This window comes from Congregibacter brevis (genome assembly GCF_045689245.1).
Classification (GTDB): Bacteria; Pseudomonadota; Gammaproteobacteria; order Pseudomonadales; family Halieaceae; genus Congregibacter; species Congregibacter brevis.
The window spans coordinates 339,698-365,631 of sequence record NZ_CP136865.1 but is presented as its reverse complement, the minus strand read 5'-3'; the positions used below and the strand labels follow the sequence as shown (position 1 = coordinate 365,631).

Here is a 25,934-nt window from a genome sequence, read left to right as displayed (position 1 = left end):
ACAGATGCGACTCCCCGAGATTTCTGTACAGCGCCCCGTCTTTGCCACGGTAATTGCATTACTGCTCGTCTCCTTTGGCGTTATGGCTTTTCTGCAGCTGTCGACCCGGGAGTATCCGGATATGTCTCCCGCGCAGGTATCCATCGTGACCAACTACGAGGGCGCAGCGTCAGATGTGGTCGAAACACGGATTACTCAGCCCATTGAGGATGAGATCGGTGGTATTGAGGGCATACGCACGATCCGCAGTAGTAGTGCTGATGGGCGATCCACAATCACCGTGGAGTTTGAGTTGGGTCGCGATATAGACGCGGCAGCGAACGACGTGCGCGACCGCGTGTCCCGGGCCAGTCGCCGCCTCCCCGAGGAGGCCGAGCGGCCTCAAGTGACCAAGGCCGACAGTGAAACTACTCCTCTCGTGTACATCAGCGTGGCCGGTGAAGGCATGTCGCCCATGGACATCACCGATTATGCCGAGCGCTATATCGTTGATCGTTTTGCAGTGCTTCCCGGTGTCGCATCGGTACGGGTCTTCGGCGGCGCCCCCAGGTCTATGAGAATTTGGTTGGATCGTCAGAAGCTGAGTGCTCGGCAACTGGCCGTGAGTGATGTTCTGGCCGCCCTACGTCAGGAAAACGTAGAGCTGCCCGCGGGTCGATTGGACTCTCAGTACATGGAGCTCCCCGTGCGTGTTGAGCGCAGTTATCGCAGCGCTATGGATTTCCGTCGTCTCGTTGTACGCCGTGGTGATGATGGCCATCTCGTGCGCCTTGCAGAGGTGGCGCGGGTGGAAGAGGGACCCTCTACTCGTCGGCGACTGTTTTTCTCAAACGGCGAAAACAGTGTTTCTGTGGGTGTTGTGAAGCAGTCCGATGCCAACACCGTAGAGGTTCTCGATAAGGTTCAAAAAGAGATGCGTGCGATAGATAACGACCTTCCCGATGGGATGGCCGTCGCTTCATCCGGTGATGCTTCAGCCTTTATTCGCGCCGCTATTAATGGCGTCTACACGACTATTGCACTAACCATAGCTTTGGTTTCCTTTGTAATCCTTCTTTTTCTCGGGACCATCAGGGCGACTCTCATCCCGGTGGTGTGTATTCCGGTATCGCTGCTAGGAGCGGTCATTGCGCTGCAGGCCATGGGTTATTCCCTAAATCTCATTACGCTTCTGGCTATGGTGCTGGCCGTAGGGCTGGTCGTGGACGATGCTATTGTGGTGTTGGAGAACATCTTCCGTAGGGTCGAAGACGGTGAGCCGCCATTGCTTGCTGCGGCGGGTGGGGCTCAACAAGTGGGTTTTGCCGTTATCGCAACAACGGCGGTGCTGTTGGCAGTGTTTAGTCCCGTTGTGTTTTTGCAGGACGCGTCCTCGCGTTTGTTTGTGGAGCTGGCGGTGACTATTTCTGTTGCTGTTTGTATCTCGTCGGTCCTCGCCTTGTCCCTCGTTCCTATGCTGTGCAGTCAAGTGCTGCGCCGTAAGACGTCACATAGTTTTCTCGACAGGGCTGTCGAAGCAGCGATGACAAGACTTCGATCTGGATACGAAACAAGCCTGCGCTATCTGCTGGGCCACGCATGGATATCTTTGGTGGCTGCGGTCTTGGCTTTTGTGATGCTACCTCTCCTGTTTCAGCAGCTTAAGCAGGAATATGTGCCCGTTGAAGACCAAGATCAGATCATGGCGATCATTAACACTCAGGAAGGCACCAACATAGAATCCATGCGGGGAATTATTGAACAGCTGCAGCCGCCGCTGCTGGAGCTTGAGAAGGCTGGGTCGCTCACACGGGTTCTGTTCGTTGCACCTTTTCGTAATTCCACTTCGACTTCTACGGCTTTCTCGCGCATCTCCATGGTGCCTTGGGATCAGCGGGATTACAGCGCTTTCGAACTGCGGGATCAGATGGCTGAGACCTGGCGAGACGTGCCGGGAATCCGCGTCATGACTTTTGTACCAGCGGGGCTGGGCCAGCGAGGCCCGAATACGCCCGTGCAGTTTGTGCTCCAGGGCCCGGACTATCAGACCCTTGCCCAGTGGCGGGATGTCGTCATGGACGAGGCACGTAAAAGTGGCCTCTTCGGGATGCTGAACTCGGACCTTAAGGAAACTCAGCAGCAGGTACATCTGCGTATTGATACCGCGCGAGCAGCTTCTTTAGGCGTGAGCGCCCGTGACGTAGCGGAGACGCTGCAGGCGCTGATGACCGAACAGGAAGTGACGACCTACTCTGTAGACCAGGAAGAGTATCCGGTCATTGTACAACTGCAGGACAATCAAAGAGCGACGCCCGACGACATCGGCAATGTGCGCGTTCGCAGTGCCAGTGGTGAACTCATTCCGTTGTCAAATCTTCTTGATGCGGACAATGTCGCGGGTATCGCCGAGCTTCAGCGTTACAACCGACTACGGGCGGTGACTATTAACGCGACTCTCTCGGGGGATGTGAGCCTAGGGGACGCTTTAGCGTTTTTGGAGCAGACCGTTGACGACAATCTTCCGACGAATGCGAAGGTTGATTACAAAGGACAGTCTCTGGACTACAAAGAATCCTCCGGCGACATTTACTTTGCGTTCGGTTTGGCTCTGCTGGTGCTGTTTTTGGTTATGGCGGCGCAGTTTGAAAGCTTCGTCCACCCGGCGGTCATTATGGTCACCGTGCCTCTCGCTTTGGGGGGCGGATTGCTGGGCCTATTTTTAACCGGACAAAGCTTCAATTTGTTCAGTCAAATCGGGCTGCTTATGCTGATCGGTATCGCGACCAAGAACGGTATCCTCCTCGTGGAGTTTATTAACCAGGTGCGCGATGAGGGTTGGGATTTTGGCGAGGCCATTGTCAAAGCCTCGGTACTGCGTTTGCGGCCCGTGCTTATGACAGCCGTTTCAACGATTGTGGGTACGCTTCCACTGGTGTTGATGGAAGGCCCTGGTTCCATGAGCCGTAATGTACTGGGTATTGTTGTGCTATTTGGCGTGAGTGTTGCGACTTTGTTTACGCTCTATCTAGTGCCTGCGATTTATAGCATCGTTGCGAGAGGTACGGGCTCTCCAGAATCTATTGCTCGGGAAATGCGAGAACTTGCAGCAGAGCGTGGCGAAGTGCCCAATGCAGAGGCTCAGAAAATCTCTTGAATCAGGTCGTCGGTCCCCTTGGGACCGGCGCCGTCTCCTTCGCCTTCTTCAGGTAGGTGCTCGTTCCGGAAGTACTCAAAAATCGCATTGCGCTGATCGCTTGTGGCCAGAAGTCCAGTGTCAGGGTCGATGCGCACATAGCTGACGCCCGGCGGGAGTCTGCGAGGACTCTCGGGAAGACCCGCAAGGGCTTCGCGCATGTAATTGATCCATATCGGCAGCGCTGCGGTGCCACCGAATTCTCGGCGGCCAAGAGGTGTGTAGTTATCGAAGCCGACCCATGTGGTGGTAACCACGTCTGGGTTATAGCCAGAGAACCATGCATCCATGGGGCCGTTGGTTGTACCCGTCTTGCCTGAGAGATCGTCACGCTTCAGTACTAGAGCACGCCTTCCCGTGCCCTCTTTAATGACGTCCTGGAGGATGCTGTTCACAATAAAGTTGACTCGTTCATCCATAACTCGCTCGGGAGCGGGTAGGGCGTCTTCCTTTGCAGACAGGATTTCTTCCATAGATAATTCTTCGCCGTCGTCGCCACCAACAACAGTACTAACGCTGTTGTCTTCACAGTCTCGGCACACGGTGGGAGGCCGCGCTACAAAGACTTGCTCGCCGGCGAGATTGTCGATGCGCTCAATAAGAAAGGGCTCTACCCGATAGCCGCCGTTGGCAAGGATCGCGTAGGCCCCGGCGATCTCCAGGGGGTTCATGGCGTGTGTGCCTAGCGCCAAAGACAGGTCCGGCGCAAAATCCTCGGTATCAAAGCCCAGCTGGTCGGCATAATTGATAAAACGACGGATGCCTAATTGCTGCAGCAAGCGAATGGAGACCAGGTTGCGCGACTTCGTCAGCGCCCAGCGCAGTCGGGTGGGGCCGAAGAACTTGCCACTATCGTTTTCGGGCCGCCATACGCCTTCCAGTGACCGGTCCTGCATCACGATGGGTGCATCATTGATGATGCTTGCGGCAGTGAAACCCGCGTCCAGGGCCGCGCTGTACAAAAATGGCTTGAGGTTCGAGCCGGGTTGGCGCTGCGCTTGCGTAGCACGATTGAACTTGCTCTTCTCAAAGCCGATCCCGCCAACCAGGCTGACGATGGCACCGTTATTAGGATTCAGCGACACCAGCGCCGCTTGAGCATCTGGTACCTGGGCAAAACGCCATGTCCCGTCCTCCGTAAGCTTCACTCGAACCAAGTCACCCAGGGCTACAACATCGGCAGGCACGGCGGGTGCTGAGCCCATACGATCTTCGCTGATGTAGGGTCGTGCCTGGCGTAATCCGTCTTCCCACTCTACTCGCGCTTGCTTGCTGTTACTGAGTAAGACCGAAATACCTGTGTCGTCTACCGCTGTAACGACCGCCGGCTCCAGTCCTGCGATAACCGGAGTGTCTGTGAGTGTAGCTAGCCAATCCTTTAGTGGGAGCGGGGCGTTCGGTGCCAGCTCTGACTCGAGTAATTGTTTTTCTGGTCCGCGGTAGCCGTGGCGCGAATCGTAGGTGATCAGTCCATCTACAACGGCGGCGCTCGCAACTTGCTGCAGATCACCGTCCAGGGTGGTGTAAACGCTGTAGCCCTCGTTATAGGCCGACATACCGTAGCGATCGACCATTTGGCGGCGCGCCATTTCTGCGGCGTACTGGGCTTCGAGTGTAATACGTGCGCCATGCTGCGTTGCGACAACAGGCATGGGGACGGCATTATCGTAAGCCACTTGATCAATGTATCCCAGTGTGAGCATTCGACGGAGAATCCAGTTTCGCCGGTCTTTACCGGCCTCGGGGCCGCTGATCGGATTGTTGCGTGATGGGGACTTTGGGATGCCTGCAAGCATCGCATGTTGTGCAAGGTTAAGTTCACCGATGCCTTTGCCGTAGTACACCTGAGAGGCAGCTTCGAAACCGTAGGAGCGGTGCCCCAGAAACACACGATTGACATAGAGTTCGAAGATCTCTTCTTTCGACAGGCGGCGCTCGATCTCGATAGCGAGGAGGATCTCGTTGAACTTGCGCATGAAGGTGCGATCAAGGGTTAGAAAATAGTTGCGAGCGACCTGCATGGTCAGCGTGCTGCCCCCGGAACCCTTCTGGCCAGTGAGAACGAGCTCGGATACTGCGCGCAGTAAACCGCCAAAATCGATGCCGCCGTGCGAGAAGAACCCGTCGTCTTCCGCTGCAAGCAAAGCCTGCACAAACTGCTGAGGAATTTGATCGTAGGTCAGGGGGTTACGCTTTTGCTCGCCAAACTGGCCGATGAGATCGCCATCGCGCGTGTACACGCGCATAGGCGTTTGCAGGCGAACGTCACGAAGGGTCTCCACATCCGGGAGATTGGGACTGAGATATAAGTAGATGCCGGCAAATAGCCAGCAGCCACCAAAAAAGCCCAACACCGTAAGGCGTAGGGGCCAGCGCAGCAATTTCACAGTGTCTCCGGAGTAGTGTTGTTCACTCGACTTCGCTGTAAAGCACCTGTATCTGCAGTGATTTCAGCGTATTTCGTGCAAGACTGTGGATGTTTGTTGATGGTAATTATATGCTTTTTTTGTGTTTTGATTGCATTGTAGGCTATCTTAACGCTTAATATTGAAGTATAAGAACACAAAGTAAAGCTAAGTCCGTGAAACTTATAGGAAAACGACTTGCTTGGGTTGCTAGGAAAACGTAAGCAGACGCCGCTGTTGGGGATCGATATTAGCTCCACAACGGTAAAGCTGTTGGAGCTCAGTCGAACTGGGGACAAGTACCGCGTAGAGAGTTATGCGGTCTGTTCGCTTCCCCAGGATGCTGTAGTTGAGAAAGCCATCAATGACGTGGATGGCGTGGCCAATGCTGTGCGTAGCGTTGTTGCGCAGTCGCGCTCGAAGCTAAAGCTGGTTTCGGCCGCTGTCGCCGGTTCATCGGTGATTACTAAGCTCATTGATATGCCCGTGGGCCTCTCCGATGACGAGATGGAGACTCAGCTCACCCTGGAAGCCGATCAATACATTCCCTACCCGCTTGAAGAGGTGGCGCTTGATTTTGAAGTGCAGAACCCCTCCGCAGAGCGCGAGAATATGGTCGAGGTGCTTTTAGCGGCATGCCGTCGCGAGACCATTGACCTTCGAGTTGAAGCAATAGAGTCGGCTGATTTGGAGGCGAAGGTCGTTGATGTTGAAGCCTACGCGATGGAGCGTTCTTACTCGCTCATCCGTGAGCATCTGGAGCTTAAAGAAGACAGCGTAGTTGCTATCGTTGATATCGGCGCAACGATGACGACGCTCAGCGTTTTAAAGAACGGCAATACTATTTATACCCGAGAGCAATTGTTCGGCGGTAAGCAGCTCACGGATGAAATCATGCGTCGCTATGGACTTCCTCTCGAGGAGGCCGGTCTTGCTAAAAAGCAGGGCGGTCTTCCCGATGACTACGAGCCAGAATTGCTGAATCCTTTCCGCGACGCAGTGGTTCAGCAGGTTACTCGATCGCTGCAGCTTTTCTTTTCTTCGAGCCAGTACAACGACGTGGATTACATCATCATGGCGGGCGGGGTGTCCTTTATGGACGGCCTGTCAGAGCTGGTTCAGGAGCAGCTGGGCACACCCACGGTAGTTGCCAATCCCTTTGCCGAAATGACAATTTCTCCCCGGGTAAACGCGGTGGCTCTGGGTAGTGACGCACCCGCGATGATGATCGCCTGTGGTCTGGCGCTGCGGAGCTTCGATTAATGGCGCGTATTAATTTACTCCCCTGGAGAGAAGCCCGGCGCGAGGAACTCAAGCGTGCCTTCCTGAGCATTCTGGGCTTGGTAGCGGCAGCGGCGGTGATTCTGGTGATGCTGGGGGATCGCTTCGTAAACTCTCAAATCGATAGCCAGAAAGCGCGCAACGACTACATCGCTTCTAATATCCGCGAGCTGGATAAACAGGTAGAAGAGATTAAAGACCTCCAGCGTAAGCGTAATCAGCTTATCGAACGTATGCGGGTTATTCAGGAGTTACAGGGCAACCGACCAATTATTGTTCGCGTGCTGGATCAGCTGGTACGGACCGTGCCCGATGGCGTTTTCTACACTAACGTCAGTGCCCGGGACGTGGACCTGAGCGTAAAGGGCGTCGCGGAGTCAAATAACAGAGTGTCCAGTTTGATGCGTCGTCTGGATGCGTCGGATTGGTTAAAAGAGCCTAACCTGGATGCGGTTCGAGCAGCGCCCACCTACGGTGATCAGGCCAACACCTTCGATCTCAGCGTGAAGGTGGACTTGCCCGCTAAAGACAATGAGTCGGGGGATTGATCGATGGCGTTAGATGACACGCTGCGTTCGCTCCGGGAGTTTGATGTCAATGACATTAACCTCGACAACATCGGCTCCCTGCCGGTGGTGGTTAAGACCATCTTGTGTATTTTGCTGTTTGCGCTGGTTCTCGTGGGCGGCTATTACTACCACATCAAGGATTTGCAGCTGCAGCTTGCGAGCGTGCAGAGTCGCGAGTCGACTTTAAAGCAGGATTACGAAAAGAAAGCTTTTCAGGTTGCGAACCTGGACGCTTACCGCCGGCAGATGGCGGAAATGGAAGAATCCTTTGGTGCGCTAATCAGTCAGCTGCCGTCAGACACGGAAGTGCCAGGTTTGCTGGAAGACATTACCAATAAGGGGCTCTTGAACGGCCTTGCGATCAGCAGTATCGATTTGCAGCCCGAGGTGAGTCGAGAGTTTTATGTGGAGTTACCCATTGCCATCGTGGCGAGCGGTTCCTACCACGATCTGGGCGCTTTTGTGAGCGGCATGGCAGGATTGCCACGAATCGTGACGCTCCACGACTTTACAATTAGTGCAAATGGCGAAAACTCCGCTGCACTGAGCATGAACATCACCGCCAAGACCTATCGCTATAAGGACGGGGAGGGGTGATCATGAACGTGAAAGCGCGTCTGACGCTGCTCTTACCGCTTATCCTGTCTGTGGCTGCGTGCACTTCGCGAGATTTTTCCGATCTCGATAGTTTCATGGCAGAAAAGCGTGCGCGCCCCGGCGGCATTATCGCGCCGATCCCCACATTTAAGGCCTATGAAGCGTTTGCCTATAGCGCTACGCGTCTGCGCAGTCCCTTTGACCGACCTATTGAGGTTCGGGAGATTACTCAGCTGCAATCCATCAGCGCCATAAAGCCTGACGATAATCGCGCCAAGGAGTTTCTCGAGCAGTACACCTTCGATTCCCTTGCCATGGTGGGTACGCTCGATAGAGGGATCAATAGCTGGTCCCTAGTGAAAGATCCTGAAGGAGGTATACATCGGGTGCAGGTTGGCAACTATCTTGGTCGTAACCACGGCAAGATTGTTGAGATGACAGACACGTATTTGGCCGTGGTGGAAATTGTTACGGACGGCACAAGCGACGGTTGGGTTGAGCGACCGCGCACCATAGAACTGAGCGGCTTGTAGGTCGCCCTGGGTGAAGACCATGAATGGAAATCAAACTGCGAGGGCTGAGATGGCTGTGAGCGCGGAGCATGAATGCGCTAGCGGAACGGCATGGCTGAAAACTTTGAGCCGACCAGCCCTCCGTGTAGCGGCTGCATTGTTTGCCTGTTGGGGCAGTACTCAGGCACTTGCAACGGCGGTAACGGACATCGAGTTTAGCTCGCGACCCGGCAGCAAGTTTGAAGTACGTTTGGACTTTGATGAGGCGCCACCTGCTGAGCTTCAGTCTTACACTATTGAGAAGCCCGCCCGTATTTCCATTGATTTTCCAAACACGACTTCGCAGCTTGAACGTCGCCGTTACAGTCTGCCCTACGGCAATGCTACCGGCGTTTTAGTACTGGAGTCCGGTGACCGCACGCGCTTGGTACTCAATCTTGTAAAGCTCGTTCCCTACGAGACCCGTGTTGATGGAAACAGCCTGTTTTTGACCGTTGGTCAGGATGCTGACGCCGAGTATTTCAAGCAGGAGAGCGATGCGAATTCGGTCAAGACCAAAATAGAAGCCGTAGCGGATGTACGCTCCAGCATCTCCGATCTTCAGTTTCAGCGCTCTCCTGACGGAGAGGGTAGGCTCATCCTTCAGCTCACGGACCCTTCAGTTGACGTCAACGTGTTCAGTGAGAGCGGCGATATCAAAGTCGAGTTTCTAGATACGGATATTCCTGAGCGACTACTGCGTCGCTACGATGTGACTGATTTTGCAACTCCGGTAAACAGTGTTGATGTAAACACTTCTGAGAGAGGCACGGCGCTGACCCTGAAAACAGCGGGTCCTTTTGATTATTTGGCCTATCAAACCGATAACGAGTACGTGGTTAGCATCAAGCCACTGAGCAAGAAAGAAGCGGAAGAGCGACGCAACGAGTTTGCCTACGTGGGCGACCGCATCTCTCTGAACTTCCAGGATATTGAAGTACGCGCGGTGTTGCAGTTGATTGCAGACTTTACCGAGCTGAACCTCGTGGCGAGTGACACGGTTGCGGGTCGTATCACTTTGCGCCTGAAGAACGTTCCTTGGGATCAGGCTTTGGAGCTGGTTCTTAAAACCAAGGGTTTGGATAAGCGTCAGATCGGTAACGTGCTGATGGTTGCGCCGGCTGCAGAAATTGCAGAGCGTGAGCGTCAGGAGATTGAAGCTAACAAGCAGATCGCGGAACTCGCGCCCCTATCCAGTGAGTTCATCCGCATCCGCTATGCCAATGCAGCGGATATTGTGGGCCTCTTTCAGGCGGGTTCTGAAGATGGTGGCAGTCTTATTTCAACGCGCGGTTCGGTGATTGTTGAAGCGCGCACCAACTCGTTGATCGTGACAGAGACCTCTTCAAAGCTAGCTGAAATTCGCGAACTCATTGATCGAGTAGATATCCCCATTCGCCAGGTGATGATTGAGTCGCGCATTGTGATCGCGCAGTCTGACCTTGAGAAAGAGTTGGGCATCCAGTGGGGTGGTGGTTACCTCGATCCCGACGCGAACGGCAACATCTTGTCCGTGTCCGGCGATTCCGCGAACGCCGTCAATTTGAATAACTCGGTGATTAACGGTACGCAGCCCGATCTGTCTTACCCAGGGGCTCTATTAGTTGATCTCGGTTCGGGCAGTGCAACCAGTGGCTTCGCCGTGGGCTTTACGTCCAGCGAGCTGTTCCTGACCGCAGAGCTCTCGGCTTTGGAAGCAGCGGGTAAGAGTGAGGTGGTTTCTCAGCCAAAAGTTATTACTGGCGATAAGCAACCAGCCACGATCAAATCAGGTACGGAGATTCCGTTCCAGCAGGCGGCTGCGAGTGGCGCAACCGCTGTACAGTTTAAGGAAGCGGTATTGAAGCTGGACGTGACGCCGAACATCACGCCAGATGACCGCATTCTGCTCGACCTGATTATCAATCAGGATTCTGTAGGTGACCTTGTGCCGTCAGGTCAGGGCGGTCTGATTCCTGCGATTGATACGACTCAGCTCACAACCCAAGTCTTGGTGGGTAACGGTGAGACGGTCGTTCTGGGTGGCGTATTCCGCACAGAGAACCTCGAGACGACCAGCAAGGTACCGTTCTTCGGTGACCTTCCATACGTAGGCGCCCTGTTCCGCAACGAGTCCAGTCAGCGAACTAAGACCGAAACACTGATCTTTATTACGCCACGGATCCTCGCCGACACATTGCTCGATTGATGCGCGTCCAGTGCTGCCAGCGATTGACGGCACTGGGCTCGTGAGCAACGCTCTGTGAGTAGCTCTCTATGAGCAACTACAACCGCGTCTTTCTTGTGGGCCCCATGGGCGCGGGAAAAACGACGATTGGTAAATTGCTGGCAAGAGGCCTCAAACTGGGATTTGCCGATAGCGACTCCGAAATAGAATCCCGCACGGGCGCTGATATCGCCTGGATCTTTGATGTCGAAGGCGAAGAAGGTTTTCGTGATCGTGAAGAATCCGTCATCGATGAGATGACACTCCTTGACCACACAGTTCTTGCCACCGGCGGCGGCGTCGTTATGCGCGAAGCAAATCGCCGAGTCCTTGCGTCTCGCGGTTTTGTTATCTACCTGCACGCTACCTTGGACGAGCAAATCCGCAGAACGCGCGGGGACCGCAGCCGCCCGCTGTTGAATGGCGATGACCCTGAAGCAAAGCTTAGGGAGTTGTTTGCGCTTCGTGATCCTTTTTATCGAGATATTGCGGATCATGTCATCGATACCGACAGCACTAGCCCTAAGGTTATTGCACAGAGACTCCTTGCGCAGTTACCTTAGCGCGCCAAAGTTTTAGCGCGGTTTTCGTAAATGAGTACTCTCAACACGACTTTAAATGTCCAGCTTGGTGAGCGCAGCTACCCCATCTATATAGAGAGCGGGGTGCTGGACGATTCCGTTCGCCTGAATCGTCATATCAAGGGCAAGCAGGTCGTCATTATCAGCAATACCACAGTCGCACCTCTATACATTGAGCGACTGCTTTCGGGGTTGGATTCTTCTCTTAAGGTTTCTCAGGTGCTTCTACCCGATGGTGAGGAGCATAAGACTCTCGCGAATCTGGAGCAGATTTTTGATACAGCACTGACCGACAATCACAATCGCAGCACCAGTTTTATTGCCCTCGGCGGAGGAGTTGTGGGCGATATGGCCGGCTTCGCTGCGGCAAGCTATCAGCGAGGTGTGCACTTCATTCAGATACCCACCACTCTGTTAGCCCAAGTGGATTCCAGTGTGGGCGGCAAGACCGGTGTCAATCACCCTCTGGGCAAGAACATGATAGGTGCCTTCTATCAGCCCCAGGCCGTTTTTATTGATCCAGATGTTCTGGATAGTTTGCCAGCGCGGGAGTATGCAGCCGGGCTTGCCGAGGTGATCAAGTACGGGTTGATTTGTGACCCTGCATTTTACGAGTGGCTGCATCAGCATAAAGATGACTTTGTAGCCCGCGACAAAGCTGTGCTCTCTGAAGCCATCAAGCGCAGCTGTGCGGCGAAGGCACGGGTCGTCGCAGAAGATGAGCGCGAGGGCGGCGTTCGCGCCATTCTCAATCTCGGGCACACCTTTGGGCACGCTATCGAGGCTGCGCAAGGCTATGGCAGTTGGCTCCATGGAGAGGCCGTAGCAGCCGGCATGGTGCTCGCCGCACGACTATCAGCGAGTCGTGGATCGATTACCGATAACGATGTCGATCGACTTATACAGTGGCTTGAGGCTATGGGCCTGCCGACAGCGCCCCCGGAGGATATGCTGATAAGCACTTGGACCCAGCACATGCTGCGGGATAAAAAGGTAGTCGATGGACGCTTGCGACTCGTGCTCCTTGATGAAATTGGCAAAGCCTGTATTTTCGACGATCTGCCCCAAGCCGAACTAGAGAGCTTTCTAGCTACTTTTACCCCCTCGTAAACGGGTTTGTTCCGCTTTTAGCATCTGTGTAAACTTGCTCCCCCCCGCCTGCAGGAAAGACCCCGCAGCAGCAGGTATCGACCGACTCTTTTTGCCGTCGTTTGAGCTTAAGAGCGGACACAAGTAATTGTTTTGCAAGGAATACAACCAGAGTATGAGCGCAGGCCTTTACAGACCTGAGGAAGTCCGCGACAACTGCGGATTCGGTCTTATCGCGCACATGTCGGGCGACGCGAGTCACCGTTTGTTACAGGTGGCTATCGAATCCCTGACGTGCATGACCCACCGTGGCGGCATCGCAGCTGATGGCCGGACTGGAGATGGCTGTGGCTTGCTGATGCAAATGCCCGAGGCGTTTATGCGCGCGTTGGCCAAAGAACATTTCGATGCCGACGGCATTGGTCGTCTTGCGGTAGGACAGATTTTTCTTAATCAGGATGCGGCGCCCGCTCAGGCTGGGCGCGATGCACTGGAGACAGCCCTAAAAGATCAAGGCCTGAGGGTTGTGGGCTGGCGGGAAGTGCCGGTGGATACCACGGTCTGTGGTGAGATTGCATTGGCAGGTTTGCCGCGCATTGAGCAGGTGTTTATCGACGCCGGTGACTTAACGCAGGATCAGCTATCTACAGCCTTGTTTGTCGTTCGCCGCAAAACCGAAATGGCCACTGCAGACGATCCCGAGTTTTATATCTGCAGCCTGTCTTCACGGGTGATCGCCTATAAAGGACTGGTCATGCCCGTGGATTTGCCGCGCTTTTATCACGATCTTTCTGATGAGCGTCTGTGCACCGCTATCTGTGTGTTCCACCAACGTTTCTCTACTAACACCATGCCTCGATGGCCCCTGGCTCAGCCTTTTCGACTGCTGGCGCACAACGGTGAGATCAATACCATTGATGGCAACCGGAACTGGGCCACGGCGCGCACAGCCCTATTCGAAAACGACCGCTTACCCGACATCGCGGATATCGCTCCTCTTGTGAATCGCAGCGGTTCTGACTCATCTAGCCTCGATAATATGTTAGATGTGTTGCTTACTGGCGGCGTTGATATGCCTCGGGCTCTGCGTATGTTGATCCCACCAGCCTGGCAGAACATCGAGTCTATCGATCCCGATCTCAAGGCTTTTTACGAATACCACTCCATGCATATGGAGCCCTGGGATGGACCGGCAGGGATAGTACTGACTGACGGTCGCTACGCAGTATGCCTGCTGGACAGAAACGGCTTACGTCCGGCGCGATGGGTGCGAACGACTGATGGCTTTATTACCGTGGCATCGGAAATCGGCACCTACGATTATCGCAATGAAGATGTGGTGGCCAAAGGCCGGGTTGGGCCGGGACAGTTACTGGTCATCGATACTCACACCGGTGAGTTTTTGCAAACCGATGAGATCGACAATCGACTTAAATCGGCACATCCCTACAAGCGTTGGCTAAAAGAAAGCTCCCAGCGCATCGTGGGTAGTTTTCACGGCGAGGGCTCTCAGGGCATAGACCCGGAAGACTTGCAGGCTTACATGAAGATGTTTCAGGTGAGCTTTGAGGAGCGCGAGCAGGTATTGCGCCCGTTAGCCGAGTCCGGCAACGAAGCTGTGGGCTCCATGGGCGACGATACGCCCATGGCGGTGCTGTCGCTCAAACAGCGTTCTCTTTACGACTACTTCCGGCAGAAGTTTGCTCAGGTTACTAATCCGCCCATCGACCCCCTTCGCGAAGCGATTGTTATGTCGCTGGAAACCGCTATCGGTGTGGAGCGAAACCTGTTTCATCTGGGCCCGGAGCATGCGGATCGGGTAATTTTGACGTCCCCTGTATTGTCGCAAGGCAAGTTCAACACGCTGATCAACTTGGATCGCCCCGGCTTTCACGTGGCTGATATTGATTGCAGCTTTGACCCGAAAGAAACAGATTTGCGCAGTGCCGTCGAGGCACTTAAAGAGCAGGCCGAGAAGGCAGTACGCGACGGAAAAACTATTTTGTTGCTGTCAGATCGACGCATCGAAGTAGGCCGTCTACCCGTGCACAGCTTGTTGGCCACGGGCGCGGTGCATCACCATCTGATTCAGAAAGGTCTTCGCTGTAACGCCAATCTATTGATCGAAACCGCGAGCGCCCGAGACTCGCACCAGATAGCCTGTTTGCTTGGCTTCGGGGCTACGGCAGTGTATCCCTATCTCGCTTATTCGGTACTGGAAGATCTCTTGCGCAACGGAGAGCTCTTGGGTGAACCCGGTGCCTGCTACAAGAACTACCGCCGCGGCCTTAACAAAGGCCTACTCAAGATCATGTCCAAGATGGGTATTTCCGCTGTGAGTTCCTATCGCGGCGCGCAGCTCTTTGAAGCTGTGGGTTTGTCACGGGAAGTGATCGATCTGGCTTTCTGTGGTGTTGCGAGCCGAATCGAGGGGGCGCGTTTTGTCGACCTTCAGGAAGACTCCGAAGCACTCGCAAGATTGGCGAGTAGCAATCGCAAAGGTATTAGTCAGGGCGGCCTTTTAAAGTATGTCCACGGGCAGGAGTATCACGCGTTCAACCCCGATGTGGTTATGACTCTCCAGCAAGCAGTGTCTACCGGCGAGTACGGTCATTATCAGCGCTACGCAAAGCTGGTAAACGAGCGTCCCGTTGCAACGCTGCGTGACTTGTTTACGCCAGTGGCCAGTGAAGGCCCGATTCCCATCGATGAGGTGGAGCCGGTTGAGGCGATCATGAAGCGCTTTGACTCCGCTGGTATGTCCCTCGGTGCTTTGAGTCCTGAGGCGCACGAGGCCCTGGCTGCGGCTATGAATCGCGTGGGGGCTCGCTCAAACTCCGGCGAAGGCGGTGAAGACCCCGCGCGTTTTGGAACAGAGCGTGTATCCAAGATCAAACAGATTGCTTCGGGCCGCTTTGGTGTGACGCCACACTATTTGGTGAACGCGGAGGTGCTGCAGATCAAGGTTGCTCAGGGTGCCAAGCCTGGTGAGGGCGGTCAGCTCCCCGGCGGCAAGGTCAACGAGTTGATCGCCAGATTGCGTTACTCTGTACCCGGCGTGACGCTCATTTCGCCGCCACCGCATCACGATATCTATTCTATTGAAGATCTCGCGCAGCTGATATTTGATCTTAAACAGGTCAATCCCACGGCGCTGGTATCGGTAAAACTGGTCTCTGAACCCGGCGTTGGAACCATTGCCGCGGGTGTGGCGAAAGCCTACGCAGACCTTATTACCATTAGTGGCTATGACGGTGGAACCGCCGCAAGCCCTCTAACCTCTATTCGTCACGCGGGTTCGCCCTGGGAGTTAGGCCTTGCGGAGGTGCAGCAAACACTCCGGGGTAACGGATTGCGTGGCAACGTTCGACTGCAAGCCGACGGTGGCATGAAGACTGGCCTTGATGTTGTAAAGGCCGCGATACTTGGAGCGGAGAGCTTCGGTTTTGGCACGGCGCCCATGGTTGCGTTGGGCTGTAAGTACTTGCGAATTTGCCATTTGAACAATTGCGCCACGGGTGTTGCTACGCAGAACGAATATCTGCGCGACGATCACTTCAATGGCACCGTAGAAATGGTCGTCCACTTCTTTACCTTCGTTGCCCAAGAGACTCGTGAGTGGTTGGCAAGTTTGGGTATGCGATCCTTGGAAGAGTTGATTGGTCGGACTGATCTTTTGCACCGTTTGCCGGGGGATACTCCGAGGCAGCGGTCGCTGGATCTTGCACCTATTCTTCATAAATCCGAAGACGCCGAGGGGCAGCCAGAATTTTGCATGGTCGCCTCTAATGATCCCTTTGACCGCGGCGAGAAAGCCGAGGCCATGCTGGCGGAGACGCTGTCAGCAATTGAGTCAGGAAGTGGCGGAGAGTATGCGTTCGCCGTTACCAACTGCGATCGATCCATCGGCGCGCGACTCTCTGGCGAGATTGCCAGACGTCACGGCAACATGGGTATGGAGAATGCGCCGTTGGTTCTCAAGCTCACGGGGACCGCAGGGCAAAGTTTTGGCGTGTGGAACGCCGGCGGCCTGCACATGTATCTCGAGGGAGACAGCAACGACTACGTGGGTAAGGGTATGGCCGGCGGTAAGCTGGTGATCTATCCGCCCGAAAATAGTCGCTATGCTTCTCAGGAAACCACCATTATTGGCAACACCTGTCTCTACGGTGCCACTGGCGGTGCACTTTATGCCGCGGGAATCGCTGGCGAACGTTTTGCTGTTCGTAACTCAGGCGCTCACGCTGTTGTTGAGGGTGCCGGAGATCACTGTTGTGAGTATATGACCGGTGGCTGTGTCACGGTTCTTGGAGATACTGGTGTGAACTTTGGCGCGGGCATGACCGGTGGTTTTGCCTATGTGCTTGATCAGCAGCGACAGTTTATCGACCGCTACAATAGTGAGCTGGTAGAGATTCATCGCGTCAGTTCGGAGTACATGGAAGCCTATCGAACCCACTTGCTGGATATTCTCACGCAACATGTGGACGAGACAGGTTCTTCCTGGGGTCGTGAGATTCAGGAAAATTTTGAAGACTACGTAGGTAAGTTCTGGCTGGTGAAACCCAAGGCCGCCGATCTTCAGCAGCTGCTGAGCCGCCTGCGAGAAACAGACTAGGTAACACGCTGGAGCGACCTCAATGAGTGGACGCGTAAGTAACAATTTTCAGTTTATCGATGTCGGTCGCGCCGACCCAGATAAAAAGCACCTGCCTGCTCGTAAGACCGAGTACGTAGAAATCTATGATCCTTTTACCAAAGCGCAGGTAGAAGACCAGAGTGATCGTTGTCTGGAATGTGGCAATCCCTATTGTGAGTGGAAATGTCCCGTTCACAACTTCATCCCGAACTGGCTGAAGCTGGTCACCGATGGCAACCTCTTTGAAGCGGCTGAACTGAGTCACCAAACCAACACACTGCCTGAAGTCTGCGGTCGAGTGTGTCCACAGGATCGTCTGTGCGAAGGCGCCTGCACCCTAAATGATGGTTTTGGTGCCGTAACTATTGGGTCCGCAGAGAAATACATCACGGACACGGCTTTTGCCATGGGTTGGCGGCCGGATCTTTCGGATGTGGTTCCGACTGATAAGCGTGTCGCCATTATTGGCGCTGGCCCTGCGGGCCTTGGCTGCGCAGACATTCTGGTGCGCGCGGGCGTCAAGCCGGTGATCTTCGATCGCTATCCTGAGATCGGTGGCTTACTGACCTTTGGCATTCCCGAGTTCAAGCTCGAGAAGCAGGTCATGATGCGTCGTCGCGAAATTTTCACTGAGATGGGTATGGAGTTCCAGCTAAACACTGAAATCGGCCGCGATATCAGTATGGATACGCTGCTCCAGGATTACGATGCCGTCTTTATGGGAATGGGTACCTATAAGCCTATGCGCGGAAACTTTCCCGGTGAGGACTTGCCGGGCGTGCATAAGGCTTTGGACTTTCTTATTGGCAACGTCAACAACAATCTGGGATTTGAGCAGCATCCCGATGCTTACATTAACCTCAAAGGTAAGCGAGTCGTGGTTCTGGGTGGTGGTGACACCGCTATGGATTGCGTTCGTACCGCTGTGCGCCAACAGGCAGAGCACGTGATTTGTGCTTACCGACGCGATGAAGTGAACATGCCCGGCTCGCGTAAAGAAGTTGCTAATGCGCGTGAAGAGGGCGTGGAGTTCTTGTTTAATCGCCAGCCCGTAGAAGTCGTCGAGTATTTCGGGGATGCCTGTGGAGTTAAAACCGTCCAGACCCGCTTGGGTGAGCCCGGGCCTGACGGACGCCGTCGCCCTGAAGCTATTCCCGGCAGCGAGGAGGTTTTGGAAGCCGATACCATCATCATGGCTTTTGGTTTTCAGCCAAGCCCTGCGCCATGGTTTGAAGACGTCGGCATAGATGTGAATGACTGGGGAGGAGTTGTTGCCGAAGAACATCAAAAGTTCGGCTTTCAGACGACTAACCCCAAAGTCTTTGCCGGCGGCGACATGGTCCGCGGCTCAGACTTGGTAGTGACCGCAATTTGGGAAGGCCGCCAGGCAGCAGAGGGGATTCTTGATTACCTTGAGGTTTAGTAACCGCCTCTGACCACGATGTATTGTTTGGATCTTGTGAATCGCCGGTCCCAAGTGGCCGACTGAGGAAAAAATAACAATGAGTGAACTTAAAAACGACCGTTTCCTGCGTGCACTGATGCGCCAACCCGTTGATCGCACGCCCTTATGGATGATGCGCCAGGCTGGCCGCTATTTGCCTGAGTATCGTGCTACACGAGAGCAAGCTGGATCGTTTTTGGACCTTTGTAAAAACACCGAGCTTGCTTGCGAAGTAACCATGCAACCGCTGCGTCGCTATGCGATGGATGCGGCGATTCTGTTTTCAGACATTCTGACAATTCCTGATGCCTTGGGCCTGGGACTTTACTTTGAGACGGGTGAGGGGCCACGTTTCAGAAAAACAGTGCGCAGCGCCGAGGACCTTGCGGGACTGAGTTCGTTTAAGGCGAGTGATGATTTGGGCTACGTTATGGATGCGGTCAGCGCCATTCGTAAGGAGCTTAATGGGTCCGTACCGCTCATCGGTTTTTCTGGCTCACCCTGGACTTTGGCTACTTACATGGTTGAGGGAGGTTCTTCCAAGGATTTCTCCCGGGTTAAGACTATGGCCTACGATCAGCCGGAGCTCATGCACGAACTGCTGACCCTACTGGCGGATGCTGTTGCCGATTACCTTACCGCTCAGGTCGAAGCCGGTGCGCAAGCGTTGCAGATCTTTGATACCTGGGGTGGCAGCCTGAGCGCCGCGGCTTACAAGGAGTTCTCTCTTAAATATATGCAGCGGATCGTATCTCGCTTGCCGCGGGAGGCCGATGGTCGCCCTGTTCCCGTGATTGTTTTCACTAAGGGCGGGGGGCAGTGGCTGCCGACTATCGCTGATTGTGGCGCGCAGGCTGTAGGTATCGACTGGACCACAGATATCTCCACCGCGAAGAAGCTGGTTGGTGATCGAGTGGCGCTGCAAGGCAATATGGATCCTATGATGCTATTTGCTTCGCCAGAGCGTATTCGTGAAGAAGTAGCTAGCATCCTTGCAGGCTTTGGCCATGGCAGTGGCCACATCTTCAATCTCGGTCACGGCATCACTCCGGGCGTAAATCCCGACCATGTGACGGCGTTTGTTGATGCAGTGATTGAGTTGTCGCCTCAGTATCACCGCGACTGATTTTAGTCGTCGCAGCAGGGCCAGCTATGGTCCATATCCAGGGCGGGTTGATCGGTATTCGGCTTGCCAACGACTTTGGCTGGAACGCCGGCCACGGTTGTGTGCGGCGCAACGGGCTCTAGCACAACGCTCCCCGCTCCAACCTTGGCGCCTTCGCCGACGCAGATGTTGCCGAGGATTTTTGCACCAGCGCTGATTAGCACTCCGTCGCAAATCTTCGGGTGACGGTTGCCGTCTTCTTTACCGGTACCACCCAAGGTGACTGACTGCAGAATCGACACGTTGTTACCAACGCGTGCAGTTTCGCCGATAACCAGTCCTGTGGCGTGATCGAGCATGATGCCTTTGCCAATCCGTGCGGCAGGGTGAATGTCTACGGCAAACTTGGTGCTGACGCGGTTCTGAAAAAATAATGCGAGTGATTCCCGGCCGTTGCTCCAAAGCCAGTGCGATACCCTGTGCGCCTGCAGTGCATGGAAGCCTTTGGAGTACAAAAACGGTGTATAGAGTTCATGCGTAGCTGAATCTCTTTCAAGAACTGCAAGCAAGTCAGCTCGAACTGCGTCCAGTATTGCAGGGTCTGCCTCAAAAGCCTCAAGCATCACTTCACGCAGGAGCAACGACGAAGCCGCTGGACTATCCAGTTGGTTCGCGAGCAAGAAGCTTAAAGAGCGCTCAATCCTCTTGTGGTTGAGGATGGTGGCGTGGAGGTAACTGGCGAGCATAGGCTCGTCTTGTGAGTGCTGCCGCGTCTCTTCGCAGATTCGCTGCCAGATCGGGTCGTCGATTCCGGGCATCATAGCTTTGATCCTCTTGTCATGATGCTAAGGGTAGCGGATTGCGCGCTAGTGTTCATGCGTAGAAGCCTAATCTTCCAAAGGCTCGGATACCCTGATGTTGGTGTTTATGGACCAAAGCTCGTGTCCACTCTGTCGATACTTTTCTTCGAAAAGGGTGAGAGACGTTTCCTCTTTAGGCACAACAGCGACTCGGGACGCGTGGCCAAGCAAGCCGAGCGCAACGCCAAACTCCTCGACATAGGTTTGCCAATTGCTGCGCAGCTCCAAATGGCCACCAAGTCTTAACAACAGAGGAAACGCTGGATGCCCATGAACTCGCCGTCCGAGGTGGCCGGGCTTTGGCCAGGGATTTGGGTAGAGGATTTTATGGGTCGAGAGCTTGATGCCTCGTTCTACTAGGTGCCTCCAGATCGCTTCGCAATGTGCCTGCAGCAGTAAGCCGTTTTCGGGTAAGGCGGGTTGACGGTTTAATCGGTGAGAGGATTTGTCTACGCCAATAACGAGCGCATCGGTTCTCCGTGAACAGAGTATGGCCGTGCTCTGGCCAGTTCCGCAAAAAGAGTCGAGAACGACGGGCCCTGCATGATCTTGCAATGCTCGATCTAACTGTTCGAGCGCAGGCAGATCAACGTCTTGCACAGGTTTTTGCCATTCGTGTTGCTCATGGCGACGAAGCAATGCCGGCAAACCAGGATGAACTGTTCGCTGACTACTCTGTACTGGTCGTGACGATGACTGCATTGAGGAAGCATGATTGGTTGGATACTGGCTGGGGATGATACGGTTAGCGCTTCGTAAGTCGCAATTCTACTGCACTCTCATGCGTGATGATTTAAGACCCTATTGGGTTAAAAAAGCCTATCTCCGTTACCGCCGCTGGTACGTCAACTATTTTCTACGCCCCGAATGCGCGAGCCTTGGCGATTACTCGACTTTTATGAAGCCGCGCTACGTGATTATTTCGGGACCGAATATTCACATAGGAGAGTGCTTTACCGCCGTCGCTGAGCCTATGCATCGCGTCGAGATCGGCGTCTGGGGCCGAGAGGCTGGGGCTGGAACGATTCGCATTGGTCGGGGGGTGTTGATGAGTCCGGGTTCGCGCCTTAGTGCGTCCGACGAAATCACCATTGGTGATGGCGTCATGATGGCTAACGGTACTTACATAACGGACTCAGACTGGCACACGGTTTACGATCGCACTCAGCGTAGTGAGCATGTGACGCCGGTGCACATTGGTGACAACGTTTGGCTGGGAGATCATGCCACGGTACTCAAGGGCGTCACTATTGGGGAAAACACTGTGGTGGCCGCACGGTCCGTGGTAACCAAAGATGTACCAGCGAATGTGGTTGTAGCTGGTAACCCGGCAAAGGTTGTAAAAGAACTTGATGCAGATCGAGAGATGATCACCCGACTTCACTACTTTGCCGATCCTGAAGGGCAGCTCAGATTTTTTGATGAAGTCGATCGCATGGTGTTAGGTAAAAATAGCTTTTGGACTTGGTTGTGGAGTGTTGTGTATCCAGGGGCGCGAAAATAATTGAGAAAACTGCGCGCCGCGAACTCGACTTGCAGGTTTGCCTTGAATAGCGAAATCTAATATAAGATGCACTAAAGCTTTAAAGCCCGTCAACGACAAAAAACTTAAGGACAACGTTGGCCGTAAGTGCATTTCGTCTTTGTATAACGTGTTTGCTACCCGCTTGGCTGTTTCTTGTCGCCTGCTCCGCGGCAGTAGCGCAAGAGCTGCAACTTACCCAAGACGTCATCACCTCCAACTTCGCACAGCAGAGTGATGTGTTAGCGGATGCCCCTGTAAGTATGTCGGCATCCGATGCTCTGGTTTCTCCGCTTTTAACGCCTTACCCAGAACCCCTTGTAAATCTTGGCGCGCAGAAGCGACCGGCGTGGATACGATTTAGCGTCACTAACGCGACCGCTAAGCCGGGGGCATGGTTGCTGAATACCTTGCGAACGAATGTCGAAGTTCTGGAAATCTACAAGCTCGGGCCCGATGGTCTGGAGCTAATGTTAGATAACGCTTCAAACACACAGCGCAAAATCAGTCTCCAAAGGTACTTCAACCTAGCAGCTGAGTTCAGCTTAGAGCCCGGGGAGTCAGCGACCTTTGTGGTTCGTTTTCAAGCCGCCGTTGCCGGGTGGCTCCCGATGCGAGTTATTCCAACTTCGCTGCTAACCCGTTTCACTTTTTCGCAATTCAGTTTGTTTATCTTCTCTACCGCTGGCACTGGCGTTCTCATTTTCTTTAACCTTTTGGTGTTTCTTGCCACTCGCGATCGCATCTACATTCTGTACACGGCTGCCACGAGTGCGCTGCTACTGTGTTGCTTGCATTTACAGGGTTTAACGACCGCGTGGTGGTTTTACAATTCTCCCGAGTGGGGTAGAACGTTTGGTGCCTCGTCTGCGATGTGTTCCGCGTTACTGCTTTCAACCTTTGCGCGGAGGTTTTTGGGCCTTAAAGGTCGCCAGATGGCTGACTACTGGTACCGCTTAACGGGGTTCGCCTTAGCTCTTCACCTAATGCTGGTGCCGGTCAGTATGTCTTTTGCGCGACAGTTCACCGACGGGATCATCATTTCCGGTTGGTGTTTTGTGGTCGCAACCTTCGTGAGTTTGCCAATACAAGTGGCGTTCTCTGGGCGTGAAGCGCGATTGGAGAGGGCGTTACTTGGCGTAGCCTGGACGGTGTTAGCACTGCAGTTCGTGATGCTCATGCTTTCCACAGCGGGGGTACTGCCTGCGACAAATGTGGATTGGTATCTGCTTGGGCCGGCCTGCTTTACTGAAGCCTCCTTAGTTGCCGTGTCTATCGCACTTAGGGTCAGGCGTTTGCAGTTGCAGAAGGATGCTGCGGATGCGAAGTCCGCAGCTGCGCTGCAGGATATGAGCGAGCGCGCGCGCATGGTCTTGGCAGCGAGTCATGATGCTCGAAATTTGGTCAGTGGGGCTCTTGCGCTAAACAAGCGCATTGTTAGTTCTAAAGACCTTGTGGACGCTCAATCAGACTCCCAGCAATTGGGCCAGATGCTAGGTAGCGTTCAGCAGACTATGAACCTAATGGTGAGTAACAATCGTCAGGTTGGCGCGGGGGCTATTCCGATGATTGAAGAGATCAAAGTGGCTGAGCTGTTTGAGACGCTGGAACTGACCTTCCGAGAGCGGGCGGACAAAGCGGGTAAGAGCATCTCCTACCGAAGCCAATGCGATTCAATTGCCGCGGACCGCAACATGGTGGTGCGGGTGCTTTCCAATCTGATCGCGAACGCCATTGAGTACAGCGATGGGAAGCGCGTGCTTTTGGTGTGCCGCCGCGCGGATGACCATGTGAGTCTTCGAGTGTATGACCAGGGACCCGGGCTTAGTGCGACGGAACTAGCGAGTATCACGGACGAGGACAAGTCCGTGCGCTTATCACCGCAAACTTCCGGGGTGGGCGTCGGGCTGTCAGTTTGTAGGCAGCTTGCAGCTGCCTATGGGGCAAAGCTTGAAAGCGCGTCGCGTAGCGATGGTGGGTCTATGTTCGGGCTGAGTATGCCCTTACCCGATATCTCTAAATCTGGACAAAACCTGGTCTTTGTTGGTGAGCCAGAGTTGTGGGCACGGTTTGTCAGTATTATCCGGGGCAGCAAAATACTGGACGATGGTGATAATGCTAGCCATGGAATTCGCGTGTTTAGTGAGGCAGCAGAGGTGAGACTTTCTCGCTCTGTAAACATAGTCGCCTGTTTCGACCGATCACCAGAGAATCGTGACAAGTGGTCTCAGACCGCAGATGCCATATTGTGCTTTCCCTTAACACTACCCGCACTCGCTCAGGCTATTTCCATCGCGTGTTATCGCAGATCCCTAACCGAGGCTAATTGATGTCGGCAGACTTCTTGGTGGTGGACGATCATCCGTTGATCGTAGACAGCATTACGCAGCAGTTAATCGCAAACTCTATGGGTGAAGTGGTGACCGCTGCTACGCTCAAGGATGCGGAACATCAATTGTCTTTGCACTCCCCTAAGGCTTTGATTGTAGATCTTGCGCTAAGTGATGGTGACGGAATTGATTTTTATGAGCAGTGCTCCAGCACGAACTCGCAACTGCGGGGGATCGTTTTTTCGGGGTTACTCAGTGATGTTGATATTCAGCGCGCATACTCTGCAGGTTTTTCCGGGATTTTGACCAAAGCCTCGAGTGTTGATTTACTGATGTCCGCCGTTCGTCAGGTGGTAGATGGAGATACTTTTTACTCCCCTGATGTGGCTCCTATCGTTGATAGTCTTAATGGGGGGGATCTGTTCACATCAAGAATGATTGAAGTTCTGGGGATGTTGAATGAAGGTTCATCTAATCAACAAATTGCATCGAACCTGGACATCTCAGAGGCAACAGTCTCTTTTCATGTTAATCAGCTAAAAACTCGCTTAGGTGCACGCACCAATCGACAGATTGTCTCTCAGGCACGGAAGTTGGGAATCTCGCTAGATTCAAACTGAACCTGGTCGTTAGCGCTGCAGATCCTGATAACTAAACGCGTAAAAACCCTGCATTCGCCACTCTAATTTTTTTTAGTGGTGAATCTTTGTCATCCGCCTAAGATTAAATTCAACAAAGATTAGCTGCACTGTTTTTCCTTTCTGTGGAAACACAGGGGCTGACTGTTGCCTAACACTTTGAATCTACAGCAAATAATAGTGTCAGCATTCTTTACGTTTGGTGAGCTAGCGCTTTAGAGCAACTGACATAAATATCAGAAAATAAAAAGAAAAAGTGTTTCGGTACAAAAGTTGCGTTCAACAGATCCACTGTTTTTCTGTTGATAAGGGTAGTCATTGTGATCTTCGTAAAAAAATTATTCTTGGGTGCAGCGGTTTCGATGATGCTGGCGATGTTTTCGCTGCAGGCGTCGGCGGGGCCCGTTTATTCGTTCAGTTTTGGCTCAGCCGGTAGCGAGGTAAGCGGTCGCATCACAGGGCTGCCGAGTTTCGATGACACCTTTGCCGCAGCTGACAGTGTTTTCGTCGATTTGTCTCCAGTGGGAGCGCTGGTTTTTGCTGGTGCCGGTCCGTTGACTTTCTTTAATCAATTCGATGTGTTCGGTGGCAATGTCACAGCGGCAAATTTTTTGGTGGCAACAGTCAGTGACACTGAAATCTATGGTCTTGATTTATGTTTCGGCGTCATTTGCGGGCTTCCCGATTCTGTTGGCTACGGGCAACTTGTAGTGTTGCAGGAGGGAGAGCAAGGTCTTGAGGCCATTGAGCTTTTGTCTGAAGGGATACCTGAGTTTCAGCAAGTCCCTGTTCCTGCGACTCTTGTTCTTCTAGGCCTTGGTCTTGTGGGGTTGAGGATGCGTCGCATTAAAAGTTGACGCCCCTGAGGCGGCCTCTTCCTATTAGATGCCGCCAAGCATCTCTTAATAAAACGCGATTACATGTTTAGTCAGTAAAATAAGTAAA

General features: G+C 53.8%; 19 protein-coding genes. 16 read left to right on the top strand and 3 right to left on the bottom strand.

Features of this window, described 5'->3' with window-relative positions; genetic code table 11:
* Positions 1-4: 4 nt before the first annotated feature.
* Complete coding sequence (locus R0137_RS01525; RefSeq protein ID WP_407328005.1) at positions 5-3,133, top strand: efflux RND transporter permease subunit; 3,129 nt, start codon at positions 5-7, stop codon at positions 3,131-3,133.
* On the opposite strand, the gene R0137_RS01520 is transcribed toward R0137_RS01525, so the two are convergent.
* On the bottom strand, positions 3,118-5,559 hold the full coding sequence (locus R0137_RS01520) for a penicillin-binding protein 1A (protein ID WP_407328004.1): 2,442 nt from the start codon (positions 5,557-5,559) through the stop codon (positions 3,118-3,120). The genes R0137_RS01525 and R0137_RS01520 overlap by 16 nt on opposite strands.
* Positions 5,560-5,775: 216 nt before the next feature.
* Between R0137_RS01520 and R0137_RS01515 the strand changes: the two genes are divergently transcribed.
* The 10 genes from R0137_RS01515 (at position 5,776) to hemE (ending at position 19,660) form a co-directional block, all read left to right on the top strand.
* Positions 5,776-6,840, top strand: a complete 1,065-nt coding sequence (locus R0137_RS01515; RefSeq protein ID WP_405271211.1) for a pilus assembly protein PilM — start codon at positions 5,776-5,778, stop codon at positions 6,838-6,840.
* Complete coding sequence (locus tag R0137_RS01510; RefSeq protein WP_405271212.1) at positions 6,840-7,406, top strand: PilN domain-containing protein; 567 nt, start codon at positions 6,840-6,842, stop codon at positions 7,404-7,406. The genes R0137_RS01515 and R0137_RS01510 overlap by 1 nt, the downstream gene beginning before the upstream one ends.
* 3 nt (positions 7,407-7,409) lie before the next feature.
* The gene (gene pilO, locus R0137_RS01505) at positions 7,410-8,024 is read left to right on the top strand and encodes a type 4a pilus biogenesis protein PilO (RefSeq protein ID WP_405271213.1); all 615 of its coding nucleotides are present in this window, start codon (positions 7,410-7,412) and stop codon (positions 8,022-8,024) included.
* 2 nt (positions 8,025-8,026) lie between these two features.
* Positions 8,027-8,557, top strand: coding sequence for a pilus assembly protein PilP (locus R0137_RS01500; RefSeq protein WP_407328002.1), 531 nt, complete (start codon positions 8,027-8,029; stop codon positions 8,555-8,557).
* Between the two features lie 19 nt (positions 8,558-8,576).
* Positions 8,577-10,763 (top strand): type IV pilus secretin PilQ, encoded by a 2,187-nt coding sequence (pilQ, locus tag R0137_RS01495; protein ID WP_407328000.1) that lies wholly within the window; start codon positions 8,577-8,579, stop codon positions 10,761-10,763.
* A gap of 104 nt (positions 10,764-10,867) precedes the next feature.
* Positions 10,868-11,344, top strand: a complete 477-nt coding sequence (aroK, locus tag R0137_RS01490) for a shikimate kinase AroK (protein ID WP_407330048.1) — start codon at positions 10,868-10,870, stop codon at positions 11,342-11,344.
* Positions 11,345-11,374: 30 nt separating this feature from the next.
* Positions 11,375-12,472, top strand: coding sequence for a 3-dehydroquinate synthase (gene aroB, locus R0137_RS01485; protein ID WP_407327998.1), 1,098 nt, complete (start codon positions 11,375-11,377; stop codon positions 12,470-12,472).
* Positions 12,473-12,626: 154 nt separating this feature from the next.
* Complete coding sequence (gene gltB, locus R0137_RS01480; RefSeq protein ID WP_407327997.1) at positions 12,627-17,069, top strand: glutamate synthase large subunit; 4,443 nt, start codon at positions 12,627-12,629, stop codon at positions 17,067-17,069.
* Between the two features lie 22 nt (positions 17,070-17,091).
* Positions 17,092-18,513 carry an FAD-dependent oxidoreductase gene (locus tag R0137_RS01475; RefSeq protein WP_407327995.1) on the top strand — a complete coding sequence of 474 codons (1,422 nt, stop codon included), beginning with the start codon at positions 17,092-17,094 and terminating at the stop codon, positions 18,511-18,513.
* Between the two features lie 79 nt (positions 18,514-18,592).
* Complete coding sequence (gene hemE, locus R0137_RS01470; RefSeq protein ID WP_407327994.1) at positions 18,593-19,660, top strand: uroporphyrinogen decarboxylase; 1,068 nt, start codon at positions 18,593-18,595, stop codon at positions 19,658-19,660.
* A gap of 2 nt (positions 19,661-19,662) precedes the next feature.
* Here the strand turns inward: hemE and cysE are convergent, their stop codons facing one another.
* Together cysE and R0137_RS01460 are read right to left on the bottom strand one after the other, a co-directional pair.
* Positions 19,663-20,457 (bottom strand): serine O-acetyltransferase, encoded by a 795-nt coding sequence (gene cysE / locus R0137_RS01465; protein WP_407330047.1) that lies wholly within the window; start codon positions 20,455-20,457, stop codon positions 19,663-19,665.
* A 69-nt stretch (positions 20,458-20,526) separates the two neighbouring features.
* A complete protein-coding gene (locus tag R0137_RS01460) occupies positions 20,527-21,099 on the bottom strand; it encodes an SAM-dependent methyltransferase (protein ID WP_407327992.1) in 573 nt (190 codons plus the stop codon).
* Here R0137_RS01460 and R0137_RS01455 point away from each other — a divergent pair.
* The 5 genes from R0137_RS01455 (at position 21,054) to R0137_RS01435 (ending at position 25,846) form a co-directional block, all read left to right on the top strand.
* Positions 21,054-21,239 (top strand): hypothetical protein, encoded by a 186-nt coding sequence (locus tag R0137_RS01455; RefSeq protein ID WP_407330060.1) that lies wholly within the window; start codon positions 21,054-21,056, stop codon positions 21,237-21,239. The genes R0137_RS01460 and R0137_RS01455 overlap by 46 nt on opposite strands.
* Before the next feature lie 41 nt (positions 21,240-21,280).
* Complete coding sequence (locus R0137_RS01450; RefSeq protein WP_407330046.1) at positions 21,281-22,003, top strand: acyltransferase; 723 nt, start codon at positions 21,281-21,283, stop codon at positions 22,001-22,003.
* Positions 22,004-22,155: 152 nt separating this feature from the next.
* Positions 22,156-24,351: an ATP-binding protein gene (locus R0137_RS01445; protein ID WP_407327991.1), complete on the top strand. Its 2,196-nt coding sequence runs from the start codon at positions 22,156-22,158 to the stop codon at positions 24,349-24,351.
* Complete coding sequence (locus R0137_RS01440; protein WP_407327989.1) at positions 24,351-24,971, top strand: response regulator; 621 nt, start codon at positions 24,351-24,353, stop codon at positions 24,969-24,971. Before R0137_RS01445 ends, R0137_RS01440 begins: the two co-directional genes overlap by 1 nt.
* A 338-nt stretch (positions 24,972-25,309) precedes the next feature.
* The gene (locus R0137_RS01435) at positions 25,310-25,846 is read left to right on the top strand and encodes a PEP-CTERM sorting domain-containing protein (RefSeq protein ID WP_407327987.1); all 537 of its coding nucleotides are present in this window, start codon (positions 25,310-25,312) and stop codon (positions 25,844-25,846) included.
* Positions 25,847-25,934: the final 88 nt, after the last annotated feature.